Source organism: Micromonospora mirobrigensis (assembly GCF_900091555.1).
Classification (GTDB): domain Bacteria; phylum Actinomycetota; class Actinomycetes; order Mycobacteriales; family Micromonosporaceae; genus Micromonospora; species Micromonospora mirobrigensis.
The window spans coordinates 368,239-382,574 of record NZ_FMCX01000006.1; the positions used below are offsets into that span (position 1 = coordinate 368,239).

Annotated in this window: 17 protein-coding genes; 11 read left to right on the forward strand and 6 right to left on the reverse strand. The window is 73.9% G+C overall.

The window, feature by feature from the left end:
* The first annotated feature begins 17 nt into the window (after positions 1 to 17).
* On the forward strand, positions 18 to 785 hold the full coding sequence (locus tag GA0070564_RS21430; protein WP_091611376.1) for a phosphoglyceromutase: 768 nt from the start codon (positions 18 to 20) through the stop codon (positions 783 to 785).
* A 53-nt stretch (positions 786 to 838) separates the two neighbouring features.
* Here the strand turns inward: GA0070564_RS21430 and phoU are convergent, their stop codons facing one another.
* Positions 839 to 1,480 carry a phosphate signaling complex protein PhoU gene (gene phoU / locus GA0070564_RS21435; RefSeq protein ID WP_091611689.1) on the reverse strand — a complete coding sequence of 214 codons (642 nt, stop codon included), beginning with the start codon at positions 1,478 to 1,480 and terminating at the stop codon, positions 839 to 841.
* 295 nt (positions 1,481 to 1,775) lie between these two features.
* Between phoU and GA0070564_RS21440 the strand changes: the two genes are divergently transcribed.
* Entirely contained in the window at positions 1,776 to 2,996 is a 1,221-nt protein-coding gene (locus tag GA0070564_RS21440; protein ID WP_425412510.1) for a sensor histidine kinase, read from the forward strand.
* 16 nt (positions 2,997 to 3,012) lie between these two features.
* Entirely contained in the window at positions 3,013 to 3,696 is a 684-nt protein-coding gene (locus GA0070564_RS21445) for a response regulator transcription factor (RefSeq protein WP_091611380.1), read from the forward strand.
* A gap of 64 nt (positions 3,697 to 3,760) precedes the next feature.
* Here the strand turns inward: GA0070564_RS21445 and GA0070564_RS21450 are convergent, their stop codons facing one another.
* On the reverse strand, positions 3,761 to 4,414 hold the full coding sequence (locus tag GA0070564_RS21450; RefSeq protein WP_091611385.1) for an NADPH-dependent F420 reductase: 654 nt from the start codon (positions 4,412 to 4,414) through the stop codon (positions 3,761 to 3,763).
* A 163-nt stretch (positions 4,415 to 4,577) separates the two neighbouring features.
* On the opposite strand from GA0070564_RS21450, the gene GA0070564_RS21455 reads away from it, so the two are divergent.
* The gene (locus GA0070564_RS21455) at positions 4,578 to 5,156 is read left to right on the forward strand and encodes a TetR/AcrR family transcriptional regulator (RefSeq protein WP_091611389.1); all 579 of its coding nucleotides are present in this window, start codon (positions 4,578 to 4,580) and stop codon (positions 5,154 to 5,156) included.
* A gap of 57 nt (positions 5,157 to 5,213) precedes the next feature.
* Here the strand turns inward: GA0070564_RS21455 and GA0070564_RS21460 are convergent, their stop codons facing one another.
* Complete coding sequence (locus tag GA0070564_RS21460; protein ID WP_091611393.1) at positions 5,214 to 6,020, reverse strand: DUF3109 family protein; 807 nt, start codon at positions 6,018 to 6,020, stop codon at positions 5,214 to 5,216.
* A gap of 74 nt (positions 6,021 to 6,094) precedes the next feature.
* Between GA0070564_RS21460 and GA0070564_RS21465 the strand changes: the two genes are divergently transcribed.
* Together GA0070564_RS21465 and GA0070564_RS21470 are read left to right on the forward strand one after the other, a co-directional pair.
* Positions 6,095 to 7,039: a Ppx/GppA phosphatase family protein gene (locus GA0070564_RS21465; RefSeq protein ID WP_091611397.1), complete on the forward strand. Its 945-nt coding sequence runs from the start codon at positions 6,095 to 6,097 to the stop codon at positions 7,037 to 7,039.
* 75 nt (positions 7,040 to 7,114) lie between these two features.
* Positions 7,115 to 7,921, forward strand: coding sequence for a sugar phosphate isomerase/epimerase family protein (locus GA0070564_RS21470; protein ID WP_176730779.1), 807 nt, complete (start codon positions 7,115 to 7,117; stop codon positions 7,919 to 7,921).
* A gap of 39 nt (positions 7,922 to 7,960) precedes the next feature.
* On the opposite strand, the gene GA0070564_RS21475 is transcribed toward GA0070564_RS21470, so the two are convergent.
* The 3 genes from GA0070564_RS21475 to GA0070564_RS21485 are packed head-to-tail and all read right to left on the reverse strand — an operon-like array spanning position 7,961 to position 9,961.
* On the reverse strand, positions 7,961 to 8,503 hold the full coding sequence (locus tag GA0070564_RS21475; protein ID WP_091611404.1) for a CGNR zinc finger domain-containing protein: 543 nt from the start codon (positions 8,501 to 8,503) through the stop codon (positions 7,961 to 7,963).
* A 19-nt stretch (positions 8,504 to 8,522) separates the two neighbouring features.
* Positions 8,523 to 9,689, reverse strand: coding sequence for a glutathionylspermidine synthase family protein (locus GA0070564_RS21480; RefSeq protein ID WP_091611407.1), 1,167 nt, complete (start codon positions 9,687 to 9,689; stop codon positions 8,523 to 8,525).
* 2 nt (positions 9,690 to 9,691) lie between these two features.
* Positions 9,692 to 9,961, reverse strand: coding sequence for a hypothetical protein (locus GA0070564_RS21485; protein ID WP_245670136.1), 270 nt, complete (start codon positions 9,959 to 9,961; stop codon positions 9,692 to 9,694).
* A gap of 165 nt (positions 9,962 to 10,126) precedes the next feature.
* Here GA0070564_RS21485 and GA0070564_RS21490 point away from each other — a divergent pair, with 165 nt between their 5' ends.
* From GA0070564_RS21490 to GA0070564_RS21510, 5 genes are all read left to right on the forward strand, one after another.
* Positions 10,127 to 11,047: a proline dehydrogenase family protein gene (locus GA0070564_RS21490; protein ID WP_091611414.1), complete on the forward strand. Its 921-nt coding sequence runs from the start codon at positions 10,127 to 10,129 to the stop codon at positions 11,045 to 11,047.
* Positions 11,048 to 11,154: 107 nt separating this feature from the next.
* Complete coding sequence (locus GA0070564_RS21495; protein ID WP_091611419.1) at positions 11,155 to 11,943, forward strand: alpha/beta fold hydrolase; 789 nt, start codon at positions 11,155 to 11,157, stop codon at positions 11,941 to 11,943.
* Positions 11,936 to 12,511 carry a TetR/AcrR family transcriptional regulator gene (locus GA0070564_RS21500; RefSeq protein ID WP_091611421.1) on the forward strand — a complete coding sequence of 192 codons (576 nt, stop codon included), beginning with the start codon at positions 11,936 to 11,938 and terminating at the stop codon, positions 12,509 to 12,511. Before GA0070564_RS21495 ends, GA0070564_RS21500 begins: the two co-directional genes overlap by 8 nt.
* Entirely contained in the window at positions 12,508 to 12,843 is a 336-nt protein-coding gene (locus GA0070564_RS21505) for a YrdB family protein (protein WP_091611424.1), read from the forward strand. Before GA0070564_RS21500 ends, GA0070564_RS21505 begins: the two co-directional genes overlap by 4 nt.
* A 101-nt stretch (positions 12,844 to 12,944) precedes the next feature.
* On the forward strand, positions 12,945 to 14,333 hold the full coding sequence (locus tag GA0070564_RS21510) for an efflux RND transporter periplasmic adaptor subunit (RefSeq protein WP_091611426.1): 1,389 nt from the start codon (positions 12,945 to 12,947) through the stop codon (positions 14,331 to 14,333).
* The last annotated feature ends 3 nt before the right edge of the window (positions 14,334 to 14,336 follow it).

A 14,336-nucleotide genomic window follows, 5' to 3' on the forward strand; every position in this document is an offset into this window, starting at 1 on the left:
GCGGCAGGATGATCCGTATGACTGCGAGCGAAGGGCCCACCATCGGGACGCTGGTCCTGCTGCGGCACGGCGAGAGCGACTGGAACGCGAAGAACCTCTTCACCGGCTGGGTCGACGTCGACCTGACGGCCAAGGGGGAGACCGAGGCCCGGCGCGGCGGCGAGCTGCTGCGTGAGCACGGCCTGCTGCCGGACGTCGTGCACACCAGCGTGATGCGCCGGGCGATCCGCACCGCCGAACTGGCGCTCAACGCCGCCGACCGGCACTGGATCGCGGTGCGCCGGTCGTGGCGGCTCAACGAGCGGCACTACGGCGCCCTCCAGGGCAAGAACAAGAAGCAGACCCTCGACGAGTACGGCGAGGAGCAGTTCATGCTCTGGCGCCGGTCGTACGACACCCCGCCCCCGCCGATCGCCGACGACGACGAGTGGTCGCAGGTCGGCGACCCCCGGTACGCGCTGCTGCCGACCGAGCTGATGCCGCGCACCGAGTGCCTCAAGGACGTCGTCGAGCGGATGCTGCCCTACTGGTACGACTCGATCGTGCCGGACATCCTGGCCGGTCGGACGGTGCTGGTGGCCGCGCACGGCAACTCGCTGCGCGCCCTGGTCAAGCACCTCGACCAGATCTCCGACGAGGCGATCGCCAAGCTGAACATCCCCACCGGGATCCCGCTGCGCTACGACCTGAACCCGGACCTGCGCCCGCAGGTCCTCGGCGGGACGTACCTCGACCCGGAGGCCGCCAGGGCGGCCGCCGCCGCGGTCGCCAACCAGGGCCGCTGACCCGAAGCAGGAAGGGGCCCCTCGTCGCGTGGACGAGGGGCCCCTTCGTCGTCTCAGGCGGTCTCGCCGGTGATCAGGTAGACGACGTGCTCGCCGGCGTTGACGGCGTGGTCGGCGAAGCGCTCGTAGAAGCGCCCCAACAGGGTCGCGTCGATCGCCGTCTCCACCCCGTACGGCCAGTCGTCGCTCAGCAGCACCCCGAACAGGCTCTTGTGCAGGTCGTCCATGGCGTCGTCGTCCCGGTCGAGCTCGGCGGCGAGGTCGGCGTCGGGCTTGGCCAGCACCCTGCCGATCTTCTCGGCCATCCGGTCGGCGATCCCCGCCATGTCGGTGAAGACGCCGCGCAGCTCGGCGGGGACCGCGGGGGAGGGGTGGCGGCGCAGCGCCGTCTTGGCGACGTGCTCGGCCAGGTCGCCCATCCGCTCGATGTCGGCGGCGACGTGCAACGCGGTGATCATGGCGCGCAGGTCGGAGGCGACCGGGGCCTGCCGGGCCAGCAGGTCGCAGACCCGCTCCTCGACGTGCCGGTAGAGCCCGTCGATCTCGGCGTCCTGCGCGATCACCGTCTCGGCGGCCTGCCGGTCGGCGGTGAGCAGGGCCCGGGTGGCGTGCCCCATGGCGGCGCGGACCCCCTCGGCCATGTCGACCAGCAGCTGGCTGACGATCTGGAGGTCGGCTCGGAACTCGTCGCGCATCATCACGTCCTGAACGTCGGTGGCCGCCGGCCCGACGGGTGCGGGTCCCGGCGCACGGGGGTTGAGCAGGTGCGCCGCCCACGGTAGGCCGGGGGAGCGGACCGAAGGTGAACGCGGGTGAACGACGCGGGGCCCGGAGGTGAACTTTCCCGGAAGTGGGAGTGGTTCGTCCCGTTCTGGCCGATCCCCAGGTTAACGATGACCCTACGATCGCCGGGTGGAATGGGCGGTGGCGGTCGTGGTGGCGGTTGCCCTGGTGACCGGCCTGGTCGTCGGGGGTCTGCTGGCCCGACCCGTGGGCACGTGGTGGCGCCGGAAGGCGTCGACGGGAGGCGGTGTCTCCCGGTTGGAGTCAGGGAGGGCCACCATCGCCGACGACCCGCAGGCCGGGCTCTCCGGAGTCGGCCGCAAGACGATCGACTCGCTGCGCGCCGGCGTGGTGGTGCTCGGCCCGGACGACGCGCCGGTGCTGGTCAACCCGGCGGCCCGGGCGATGGGGCTGCTGCGTACCGGTGCCGCGCCCGGATCCATCGCCGCCCACCCGTTGATCCGTACCCTCGCCGGGCAGGTGCGCCGCACCGGCGTGCGGCGCGAGATCGAGCTGGACCTGCCGCGGGGCCGCGACAGCGCCGGGGTGAACCCGCTCGGCGTGCACCTGCGGGCGATGGGGATCGGCGGCGGCTGCATCGCCGTCGAGGCGGCCGACGTGACCGAGTCGCACCGGCTGGCCCGGGTCCGTCGGGACTTCGTGGCGAACGTCAGCCACGAGCTGAAGACCCCGATCGGCGCGTTGCAGCTGCTCGCCGAGGCGCTGCTGGACGCCACCGAGCCGCCCGGCGGGACCCCCACCGACCTGCCCGAGGACCTGGTGGCCGCCCGGCGCTTCGCCGAGCGGATCCAGCACGAGTCGACCCGGCTGGGCCGGCTGGTGCAGGAGCTGCTGGAGCTGACCCGGTTGCAGGGCGCCGAGGAGCAGCCGCCGCCGGAGCCCGTCGCGGTCGACTGGGTGGTCGCCGAGGTGATCGACCGGACCCGGACCGCGGCCACCGCCCGCCGGGTGCAGCTCGCCGTCGAGGGTGACAAGGGCCTCACCGTGTACGGCAGCGACAGCCAGCTCGCCACGGCGGTGGCCAACCTGGTGGAGAACGCCATCAACTACTCGGGCGAGGACACCACCGTCCGGATCACCGCCCGCCCCACCGACGACCACGTCGAGATCTCCGTGGCCGACCAGGGCATCGGGATCGCCCCGAACGAGGTCGACCGGATCTTCGAGCGGTTCTACCGGGCCGACCAGGCCCGGTCCCGGGCGACCGGGGGTACCGGGCTCGGCCTGGCCATCGTGAAGCACATCGCGAGCAACCATGGCGGTCGGGTCGACGTGTCGAGCACTCTTGGTGGTGGTTCGACGTTCACCCTCCGGCTGCCCGCCAGTCCCCCGGACGACCTGGAGGCGACACTGGCGTCGGCTGGGATCGAGGCCGGCCCGGCCGAGCCCCGGCAGGACCGACCGTGATGGAAAGGAAGTCCCGTTGAGCCGCGTTCTGGTGGTCGAGGACGAGGAGTCGTTCTCCGACGCCCTGTCGTACATGCTCCGCAAGGAGGGATTCGAGGTCTCCGTCGCGGCGACGGGCACCGACGCCCTCACCGAGTTCGACCGGACCGGTGCGGACATCGTGCTGCTGGACCTGATGCTGCCGGAGATGTCCGGCACCGAGGTCTGCCGGCAGCTGCGGCAGCGCTCGCACGTGCCGATCATCATGGTCACCGCCCGGGACAGCGAGATCGACAAGGTGGTCGGGCTGGAGATCGGCGCCGACGACTACGTGACCAAGCCGTACTCCCCCCGGGAGCTGGTGGCCCGGATCCGGGCGGTGCTGCGCCGGCAGACCGCCGAGGCCGCCGAGTCGGGCGCCCCGACGCTGGCCGCCGGCCCGGTCCGGATGGACATCGAGCGGCACGTGGTGACCGTCGAGGGTGCCCAGGTGCAGCTGCCGCTGAAGGAGTTCGAGCTGCTGGAGCTGCTGCTGCGCAACGCCGGCCGGGTGCTCACCCGGGGGCAGCTGATCGACCGGGTCTGGGGGGCCGACTACGTCGGCGACACCAAGACCCTGGACGTGCACGTCAAGCGGCTGCGGTCGAAGGTGGAGCCGGAGCCGTCCGCGCCCCGCTTCATCGTCACCGTGCGCGGCCTGGGCTACAAGTTCGAGCCGTGAGGTGCAAGGAGGGGCCCCCTCTTAACGCATTCTGCATAGCAGGGGCCCCTTCTTAACGCACAGGTCAGCGGACGACCTTGATGTTGAAGATCGGGTTGCCGAGCCGGCCGTAGAGGCGCAGCCAGAGGGGCAGCAGCATCTCGGTGCCCCGGGCGGTGCCGATGTCGCCCAGGTCGATCACGTCGGTGTGGCCGAAGCTGGTCAGCAGCTCGGTGACCTGCTTCTTGGCGTCCGCGTCGTCGCCGGAGACGAAGACCGTGTGCGCGCCGTCGGCGAGCTGCCGGGGGTGCGTCATCAGGTCGGCGGTGAGGGTGTTGAGCGCCTTCACCACCCGGGTCCGCGGGAATTCCCGCTGGATCCGCTCGCCCAGCGAGTCGTCGTTGAGCACCGACAGGGTGGGCGGGAAGCCGTTGCTGAAGTCGAGCGGGTTGGCGATGTCGAGCAGCACCTTGCCGGCCAGGTTCTCCTCGCCGGCCGCGCCCAGCGCCGGCAGGGAGCCGTCGCCGCTGGTCGCGTTGACCACCAGCTCGGCGTCGGTGACGGCTCCGGCGTGGGTGGCCAGGGTGACGGTCGGGTGCGCGGCGGCCCAGTCGGACCAGTCGCCGCCCCGCGTGGCTGCCACGTCGCGGGTGCCGACGGTGACGTCGTGCCCCAGCTCGGCCGCGCGGGCCGCGATCGCCCGGCCGACCATGCCGGTGCCCAGTACCCCGATGCGCATGTCGTTCCGTCCTGTCGGTGGTCGCGCGGTGCCCCGTGCACAGCGCTCGATGAAGCCAAGCTAACAGACAGGTCTGTCTACCACCAGAGCTGGCGCTGCTGGCCTGGCGGGAAAAATAGACAGGCCGGTCTGTAGGCTCAGCCGCACCGACCGAGGAGGATCCATGCCCGCGCCGCGCACCCCTGCCGGCTCCGCCCGGGAGCGCATCCTGGAGACCGCCTTCCGGCTCTTCTACGCGTACGGGCCCAGGGGGGTGGGCGTCGACACGGTGATCGCCGAGTCGGGGGTGGCCAAGGCGACCCTCTACAAGCACTTCCCGCGCAAGGACGACCTCGTGCTGGCGTACCTGGACAAGGTCGACCAGGCGTGGTTCGGCGCGCTGCGGGCCGCCGCCCGGGCCGCCGGTGACGCCCCCCGCGACCAGCTCGTCGGCATGTACGACGCGCTCGCCGGCGCCTGCCGCCGGGAGGGCTACCACGGCTGCGCGTTCATCAACACCGCCGCCGAGTTCCCGACCGGCAGCGAGGTGCACGCCCGTACGGTCGAGCACAAGGACGTGGTCCGGGCCTGGGTGACCGACCTGGCCCGGCGGGCCGGCGCGGCCGAGCCGGAGCTGTTGGCCCGCCAGCTCACCCTGCTGCTCGACGGTGGCCTGGCCGCCGGCGTGCTCGACGGCGACCCGGCGGTCGCCGAGGCGGCGAAGCGCAGCGCCCGCGCCCTGGTCGACGCCGCGCTCGGCTGATCGGGCTGTTAACAGGGGGCCCCTGCTATACCGCAGGCGTTAAGAAGGGGCCCTTCCTTACGCGCTGGCCGGGTGGGGGGCGATCTGGCCCTGGCGCAGCCGGGCCGCGCACAGCTCGGCCAGCTTCGCGTACGCGGGCGCGCCGACCAGCGCGGTCAGCTCCGGCCCGTACGAGACGTACATCGGCTCGGCGCCGACGTGCGCGTCGGTGGAAGAGGTGCACCACCAGTCCAGGTCGTGCCCGCCGGCGCCCCAGCCCCGCCGGTCGAACTCGGCGAGCGTGGAGATCAGCACCTGCGTGTTGTCCGGTCGCTTGTGCCACTCCTGGTCCCGGCGGACCGGCAGCTGCCAGCAGACGTCCGGCTTGTATTCCAGCGGGTGCACCCCGTCGCGCAGCGCCTGGGCGTGCAGGGCGCAGCCGCCGCCGGCCGGGAAGTCGGCGTCGTTGAGGAAGACGCAGGGCGCGTCCTCGCTGCGGGTGGCGGTCCGTCGGGCCGGGTTCTTGCCGTCGACCGTGTCCTCCTCGGTCCAGTTCTTGAAGCCCTTGCGGAAGTGCTGCCAGGTCTGCGGGGTGAGCCGCTTGACCGCCGCCCGGACCCGCTTCTCGTCGTCGGCGTCGGTGAAGAACGCGCCGTGCGAGCAGCAGCCGTCGGCGGCGCGGCCGGCGACGATGCCGTGGCAGCCCTTGCCGAAGACGCAGGTCCAGCGGGACAGCAGCCAGGTCAGGTCGGCGCGGACCACGTGCCGCTCGTCGGCCGGGTCGACGAACTCGATCCACTCCCGGGGGAAGTCCAGCCCGACCTCCCGACTTCGCGGGTCGTCGGGGTCGTCCACCAGCACCCGCAGCTCCACCTGGCTCGTCACCCGGACCAGCGTACGCGGGGTGACCCGGGCCGGCCGGTGAGCCGACGAAACACATTGGCCCTAGTGTCGTTGCCATGCGACTGGGAGTCCTCGACGTCGGTTCCAACACCGTCCACCTGCTGGTGGTCGACGCCCACCACGGCGCCCACCCCTGGCCGGCCCACTCGGAGAAGGTGGTGCTGCGGCTGGCCGAACAGATCGGCCCGGACGGGGCACTGACCGAGGCCGGCGCGGAGAGCCTGGTCGAGGCGGTCGGGATGGCCCGGGCCGCGGCGACCGGGCACGGCGCGGAGGACCTGATCGCCTTCGCGACGTCCGCGGTCCGGGACGCCACCAACGCGGCCGAGGTGCTCGCCCGGGTCCGGGAGGCCACCGGCGTACGCCTGGAGGTGCTGCCCGGTGCGGACGAGGCGCGGATGACGTTCCTGGCGGTCCGGCGGTGGTTCGGCTGGTCCGCCGGCCGGCTGCTGGTGCTGGACATCGGCGGCGGCTCGCTGGAGCTGGCGGCCGGGATCGACGAGGACCCGGAGGTGGCCGAGTCGCTGCCGCTGGGCGCCGGCCGGCTCAGCCGGGAGCGGCTGCGGGTCGACCCGTCCGGCCTGGTGCCGCCGTCGGCCGAGGCCGTGCAGGAGCTGCGGGAGTACGTCGACGAGCTGCTCGACCCGGTGGTGGAGAAGCTGGCCGCGGTGGGCTGGGATCGGCCGGTGGCCACCTCGAAGACGTTCCGGACGTTGGCCCGGCTGGCCGGCGCGGCGCCCTCCGGTTCCGGGCTGTGGGCCCGGCGCAGCCTGACCCGGACCGGGCTGCGGCTGGTGACCGGCTTCGTCCGGCACATCCCGCCGGCCCAGCTGCCGGAGCTGGAGGGGGTGAGCCCGGGACGCGCCCACCAGTTGCTGGCCGGCGCCGTGGTCGCCGAGGCGGTGCTGCGTCGGCTGGACATCGAGTCGTTGGACATCTGCCCGTGGGCGCTGCGCGAGGGGGTCATCCTGCGCCGGCTGGACCAGCTCGAACCGAAGTGACGTGGTCGGCGGTTACGGGCGCTTTGCGGTGACTCGTCACGGTGTCCGTTCGCGACCCCGGTTACCCTGATGGATGTGACTTCCCACGTCCCGGTGCTCCTCTCCACGTCCTCGGTCTTCCCCGAGCGGACCGCGGCGGCCTTCCAGCTGGCCGCCGCGGTCGGCTACGACGGCATCGAGGTGATGGTCTGGACCGACGCGGTGAGCCAGGACGCCGGGGCGCTGCGCGGCCTCTCCGAGCACTACGGCATGCCGGTGCTCTCGGTGCACGCCCCCTGCCTGCTGGTCACCCAGCGGGTGTGGAGCCCCGACCCGTGGGAGCGGCTGCGCCGCTCGGCGGAGCTGGCCGAGACGCTGGGCGCGCCGACCGTGGTGGTGCACCCGCCGTTCACCTGGCAGCGCGACTACGCGCGGGGCTTCGCCGAGGGGCTGGCCGAGATCGAGGAGCGGTTCGGCGGGCTGCGCTTCGCCGTGGAGAACATGTACCCGGTGCGGATGGCCGGCCGGCAGTTCGTCCCGTACGTGCCTGGCTGGGACCCGACCGAGACCGGCTACTCCTCCTACACGCTGGACCTGTCGCACTGCGCCGCCTCGCACACCGACGCGCTGGCGATGGCCGACCGGATGGGCGACGCGCTGGCGCACGTCCACCTCGGTGACGGCACCGGCGAGGGCCGCGACGAGCACCTGGTCCCCGGCCGGGGCGGTCAGCCCTGCGCCGAGCTGCTCCGCTCGCTCGCCGGCCGCGGCTTCACCGGCTCGGTGGCCGTGGAGGTCACCACGAGAGGCGCCAAGAGCCGCGCCGTCCGCGAGGCCGACCTGCGCGAGTCCCTGCAGTTCGCCAGGGCCAACCTCACGGCCCCCTCCCCCCTCAACGCCTGACCCCCCGGCCCGCGCCGGCCCGGGGCGGGGTGGGGTGGGTCAGGCGGGGGTGGGGGTGAGGGTGGCGGCGCGTTTGCGGGCGCGGTGGGCGGCGACGTGGGAGCGGGTGGCGCAGCGCTCGGAGCAGAAGCGGCGGCAGCAGTTCGAGGACGTGTCCAGGTAGACGTTGCCGCAGCGCTCGTCGGCGCAGACCCCGAACCGGGCGCTGCCGTACTCGCAGAGCCAGACCGAGAGGCCCCAGGCCGCGCCGGCCAGGTATTCCGCGCTCACCGAGGAGCCCCGGCTGGTGACGTGCATGTGCCAGTCGCTGGAGTCGTGGCCGGAGATGCGCGGCTGGACCGGGTACGCCTCCAGCAGCGCGTTCAGCTCCGCCACCGCCTCGGCGTCCCGCCCCGAGGTGCCGTACTCGAAGATGTCGCGGAGGCGCTTCTGCGCCCGCCGGAACGTCGCCAGGTCGCGCTCCGCGACCTCGTCGCGCATCCACGCGTTCTCGTCGGGGAAGAGGGCCCGCAGGGCGTCGAGGTCGTCCAGCCGGGCGTTGACGAGGTCGACCCCGGTCCGGGCGTACGCGTCGAAGTTCACGACACCAACGGTAGACGACTCACGGGACACGCGGCGCGTCGATGTAGTGCGGCAGGAACCGGGCGTAACCGTCGGTGATCAGGCTCTCGCTCTCCCGCACCCCCAGCCCGGCCGCCTCCCCGCCGACGATCCAGCTGCCCAGCACCGTACGGTTCCCGGCGAACTCGGGCAGCGCCCGGAACTCCTGATAGCAGTAGCCCTCGTCGCCGTAGATCCCCGGATTGGTGATCTCGTCACCGTCGGTGACGATCCGGATCGAGCCGCCCTCCCGGCCCAGCAGCGGCTTGGCCACGTACGCGGTCATGCCCCGCGGCGAGTCCAGGTAGGCCGGCAGCAGGTACTCGTGCCCCGGGTACAGCTCCCAGAGCACGGCGAGCAGCGCCTTGTTCGACAGCAGCAGCTTCCAGGCCGGCTCGATCCAGGTGGTCGGGGTGCCCGGGTCGAGCGCCGGCGGCCCGTACGGCTCGGCCAGCATCCACTCCCACGGATAGAGCTTGAAGCAGGTGGTGACCGGCTGGTCCGCCGCGTCGACGAAGCGCCGCCCGTCCCAGCCGATCTCCTGGATCGGCAGCAGCTCGGCGGCCAGCCCCGCCTGGCGGGCGGTCTCGGCCAGGTAGCCGGCGGTCATCTGGTCCTCGCCGGACTCCTCCTCGTTCGACCAGGCCACGTGCACCCGCCGGTCGTGCAGGCCGGCGCCGATCTTCGCCCACGCGCCGACCAGCCGCTCGTGCAGGCTGTTCCACTGGTCGGCCTCCGGCCGGGTGTCCTCCAGCCAGAACCACTGCACGATGGCCGCCTCGACCAGCGAGGTCGGGGTGTCGGCGTTGTACTCCAGCAGCTTGGGCGGCCAGGAGCCGTCGTAGCGCAGGTCGAAGCGGCCGTACAGGCTTGGCGGGCCCTCCCGCAGCGAGCGCGCGACCGCCTCGGCGGCCCAGCCCGGGATGCCGAACTCGGCGTACCGGCCGCGGGCCACCACGTGCTCGGCGGCGGCCACGCACATCCGGTGCAGCTCCTCGGTCGCCTCCTCCAGTCGGAGCACCTCGTCGAGGTCGAACGCGTACGCCGCCGTCTCGTCCCAGTACGACATGATCCCGCCGTCGGGCAGCTCGGTGTCGACGTAGACCAGGCCCTGGGAGCGGATGGTGGCGTCCCAGTCCGGGCGGGGGGTGACCGCCTCGCGGCGCATCGTCAGCCGCCGCAGGAGGCGAGGTGGGTGCCGAACCCGCCGCGCTCGGGCAGGGCCGCGGCGACCGGCGTGGGAGTGTCCCGGGCGGCCGACGGCGCGGGGACCCGCAGCGCCAGCGCCACGGTGTCGCCGCCGCCCCCGGCCGGACCGAGCGCGCAGTCGTCATCGTCGTCGTCGGTCAGGTTGCAGCCGGAGAGCGCCAGCGCGAGGGCGGTCAGCGCGCCGAGCTGCACGGTGGCCGACCGGAGTCGGCGTCGGGGGTGTCGTTCCACGTGATCGTTGTAGCCGATCCGCGCTATCGGTGTGGGGTTAGGAGGGGCCCCCTGTTAACAGACGTCCGTTAACAGGGGGCCCCTCCTTCCGCCCGGGGCGCACGGTGCGTGACGTTGGTCGCCGCCGCCGGGCGGGGGGTCCGGGGCGGGCGTTACGCTCGGCTCATGCTCCGTTCCGTCATCCTCGCCGCCTCCCGGTCATCCCAGGTCGAGCGGCTCGTTGCGACGGCCCCGTTCACCCGGGACGTCGTCCGCCGGTTCGTCGCCGGCGCCGGCACCGACGACGCGTTGCGCGCGACCCGCGAGCTCGTCGCCGACGGCCAAGCGGTCACCCTCGACCACCTCGGCGAGGACACCGTCACCCCCGAGCAGGCGAACGCCACCCGCGACGAATACCTCAAGCTGCTGCGGCTGCTCGGCGCCGCCGGGCTCACCCCCGCCGCCGAGGTGAGCGTGAAGCTCTCCGCGCTGGGGCAGATGTTCGACGAGCAGCTCGCGTACGACAATGCCCGGGCGATCTGCGTGGCGGCCGACGCGGCGGGCACCACGGTCACCCTGGACATGGAGGACCACACCACCACCGACTCGACGCTGGACATCCTGGCCCGGCTGCGCAAGGACTTCCCGTCGACCGGGGCGGTGCTCCAGGCGTACCTGCGGCGGACCGAGTCGGACTGCCGGGAGCTGGCCGCGGCCGGTTCGCGGGTGCGGCTCTGCAAGGGGGCGTACAAGGAGCCCGAGTCGGTGGCGTACCAGTCGGCCCGCGAGGTGGACAAGTCGTACGTGCGCTGCCTGAACGTGCTGATGTCCGGTGACGGCTATCCGATGCTGGCCACCCACGACCCCCGGCTGATCGCGATCGGCGAGGACCGGGCCCGCTGGTTCGACCGCGGCCCGGACCGCTTCGAGTTCCAGATGCTGTACGGCATCCGCCCGGAGGAGCAGCAGCGCCTGGTGGGTGAGGGCTACACCGTGCGCACCTACGTCCCCTACGGCGACCAGTGGTACGGCTACCTGATGCGCCGGCTCGCCGAGCGCCCCGCCAACCTGGCCTTCTTCGGTCGGGCGCTGATCTCCAAGAAGTAGTCACCCCCTGCGGCCTCCACCGGCCCGCTCACCGTCCTCGGCGGTGCGCGGGCCGGTTACGTCTCCGGGTCTTGACGACAGAAGCTAATGGCATTAGCTTTATGGCTATGGAGATTAGCCAGGTGGTTCGGGACGGCGGGACGATCGCGTACGAGGTGCACGGCGAGGGGCCGCTGGTGGTCCTCTCCCATGCCATGGGGGAGTGGCGGGCCGCCTTCCGGCACCTGACGCCCCGACTGGTGGCCGCCGGTTACCGGGTGGCCTCCGTCGACGTACGCGGACACGGCGACTCCAGCCCGCACTGGCCCTCGTACACCCCGGCGGAGGTGGGGGCCGACCTGCTCGCCGTGGTCCGCCACCTCGACGGCGGGCCGGCCACCCTGGTCGGCAGCTCGTCCAGCGGCGCGGCCGTGGTCTTCGCCGCCAGCGAGGCGCTCGAACTGGTCAACGGCATCGTGCAGATCGGCCCGTTCGTCGCCCGGCCGAACCGCTTCCTGGTGGCGATCCAGGACCTGGTCCTGCGCAGCCCCCGGCTGTTCGGGATGTTCCACCGCACCCGCTTCGCCGACGTCCGGCCCGCCGACGACGCCGCGTACCGCAGGGAGCTGGTCGCCCGGCTGCGCGGCCGGATGGACGCGGTCCGCGGCGTGGTCGCGCCGGTCGAGCCGCACTGGACCGACCAGGCCCGCGCGGTGCGGCAGCCGGTCCTGGTCCTGATGGGCGCCAAGGACCCCGACTTCTCCGACCCGGGCGCGGAGGCGCGGGCCGCCCGCCGGCACTTCCCGGTCGCCGAGGCGCGCATGATCGCCGACGCCGGGCACTACCCGTACGCCGACCAGCCCGACGCCACCGCCGCCGACCTGATCGAGTTCCTGGGGGTGACCGCCCGTGCCTAGGGCCGGCCTGACCCCGCAGACCGTGGTCCGGTCCGCCGCCGAACTCGCCGACGAGGTCGGGTACGACAAGCTCACCCTGGCCGCGCTCGCCGGCCGGCTCGGCGTCGCCCTGCCCAGCCTCTACAAGCACGTGCGGGGCGCCGACGCGCTCGACCGGAAGCTCGCCGCGCTCGCCGTCGGCGAACTGGCCGACGCGACGACCACGGCGGCGGCCGGCCGGGCCGGGGCCGACGCGCTGCGGGCCGTCGCCGCGGCCTGGCGCGACTACGCCCGCCGGCACCCGGGTCGCTACCAGGCCGCCCAGCGGGTCCCGGACCACGCCGACCCGGACCACGTGGCGGCGGGGGAGCGGGCGCTGGCCCCGATCTACGCCATCCTGCGCGGCTACGGTCTCACCGGCGACGACGCCGTCGACGCGGCCCGCATCCTGCGCAGCGCCGTGCACGGCTTCGTCACCCTGGCCGCGGCCGGCGGCTTCGGCCTGCCGCGCGACCTGGACCGCTCCTTCGACCAACTGGTCGCCGTCCTGGACACCGCCCTTCGAGACTGGCCGGAGATGACCCGATGAAGGCTCTGCTGTTCACCGTCGCGTTCGTCGTCGAACTGGCGATGCTCGTCGCCGCCGGCTGGTGGGGGTTCACCCTGGACGCCGGGCTTGCGCTGCGGCTGCTCGCCGGGCTCGGCGCGCCGCTGCTGATCGCCGTGGTCTGGGGCGTCTTCTGCTCGCCCCGGGCGAGTGTCCGGCTGCCGGCGCCGGCGAAGCTGGCCGTCCAGGCGGCCTGCTTCGTCGTGGCCGGGCTGCTGCTGGCCCTGGCCGGCCACCCGGTGCTCGGCGGGCTGCTCGTCGCGGTCTGGGCCGTCGACCGGGCCGTGCTGAGTCACGGCGGCCACCCGGCCTGACCGGCGCGCCACGGGCCGGCCGGACGACCCGCGCGGGCCGGACCCGACGCCGACCGGCCGGCCCGGCGCGGGGCATCGACGCCCGGCGCTAAGGTGGGCTCGTGGTCCGCACCCACCCGCCGCGGCCCCGCACGGCCCCGCGGCCCCGCCTGCTCACCGCCCTGCTAGCCGTCGTCGCCCTCACCGGCTCCACCGCCGCCTCCTGCGGCGACAAGAAGTCCCCGCTCGCCTTGGCCCAGGTGACCCGCGCCCCGGTCAACGAGGTGATCGACGCCCCGGCGACCGTCACCGCCCGGGCTGCCGCCACCCTCACCGCCCCCGCCGACGGCACCCTGGTCAGCCTCCGCGTCCGCCCCGGGCAGCGGGTCCGCAAGGGACAGGTGCTCGCCGTGGTCGGCTCCCCGTCGGCCCAGGAGCGGCTGCGTCAGGCCACCGAGGCGCTGGACGCCGCGAACCAGGCCGGCGGCGCCGGAGGCGGCGGGCTGACCAGCCGGCGCCGGGGCACCGACAAGGCCGCCGCGCAGGCGTACGAGGCCGCGCGCACCGCCGCCAGCAAGATCAGTGACCCGCAACTGCGCGACGCGCTGCTGCTCCAGGTGCGCTCCGCGCAGCAGCAGTACGAGTCGGCCGCGCGTACCGCCGACGAGGCGGTCCGGGCCGTGCAGCGGGGCGTGCGCAACCTCAACTCGGCCGTCGACGCGCTGGCCAGCGCGCAGCAGCTCCAGGCGCGGCAGGCGTACGAGCTGGCCAGGGCGACCGTCGACGCGCTGACCCTGCGCGCGCCGATCGGCGGGGTGGTCCAGCCCGGCGGCACCGCCGCGGGTGGCGCCTCCGCCGCCGACCTGGCCGGTCTGCTCGGCGCGGCCGGGGGCAGCGCGGCGGCCGGGCTCGACCCGTCGGCGCTCGCCCCCGCCCAGCCCGGCCCGCCGCCCGGCGTGGACGGCGCGATCCCGGTCGGCGGCCGGGTCACCGCCGGCACGCCGGTGCTGACCGTGGTGGACGTCGGTGAGCTGGGCCTGCTCGCCGAGGTCGACGAGACCGACGTGCTGCTGGTCCGGGCCGGCGTGACCGCCACGGCGGAGCTGGACGCAGTGCCCGGCGCCAGCTACCGGGCGCGGGTCGGCTCGGTCGACGTCCTGCCGACCACCTCGGCCCGGGGCGGGGTGACCTACCGGGTGCGGCTGTCGCTGGAGCGCGGCCAGCAGGGCGAGGGCGAGCCCGCGCCGGCGCCCCGACCCGGCATGAACGCCCTGGTCCACCTCCGGGTACGCGAGGCCGCCGACGCGGTCACCGTGCCCGCCTCGGCGGTCTTCTCCGCCGACGGCCGGGACTCGGTCTGGGTGGTCCGCGACGGCCGCGCCGACCGGGCCGCCGTCACCGTCGGGGTGCAGGGGCAGGACCTGGTGCAGATCGTCAGCGGGGTGCAACCCGGCGACCGGGTGGTGGTCCGCGGCACCGACCAGGTCAGCGACGGCCAGGAAGTCCGGTAGCCG

Excerpts from the sequence above, each read along its gene's own strand:
- GA0070564_RS21430 (WP_091611376.1), top strand. The coding sequence starts at position 18 with ATGACTGCGAGCGAAGGGCCCACCATCGGGACGCTGGTCCTGCTGCGG.
- phoU (WP_091611689.1), bottom strand. The coding sequence starts at position 1,480 with ATGCGCGACGAGTTCCGAGCCGACCTCCAGATCGTCAGCCAGCTGCTG.
- GA0070564_RS21450 (WP_091611385.1), bottom strand. The coding sequence starts at position 4,414 with ATGCGCATCGGGGTACTGGGCACCGGCATGGTCGGCCGGGCGATCGCG.
- GA0070564_RS21455 (WP_091611389.1), top strand. The coding sequence starts at position 4,578 with ATGCCCGCGCCGCGCACCCCTGCCGGCTCCGCCCGGGAGCGCATCCTG.
- GA0070564_RS21465 (WP_091611397.1), top strand. The coding sequence starts at position 6,095 with ATGCGACTGGGAGTCCTCGACGTCGGTTCCAACACCGTCCACCTGCTG.
- GA0070564_RS21480 (WP_091611407.1), bottom strand. The coding sequence starts at position 9,689 with ATGCGCCGCGAGGCGGTCACCCCCCGCCCGGACTGGGACGCCACCATC.
- GA0070564_RS21490 (WP_091611414.1), top strand. The coding sequence starts at position 10,127 with ATGCTCCGTTCCGTCATCCTCGCCGCCTCCCGGTCATCCCAGGTCGAG.
- GA0070564_RS21495 (WP_091611419.1), top strand. The coding sequence starts at position 11,155 with ATGGAGATTAGCCAGGTGGTTCGGGACGGCGGGACGATCGCGTACGAG.
- GA0070564_RS21505 (WP_091611424.1), top strand. The coding sequence starts at position 12,508 with ATGAAGGCTCTGCTGTTCACCGTCGCGTTCGTCGTCGAACTGGCGATG.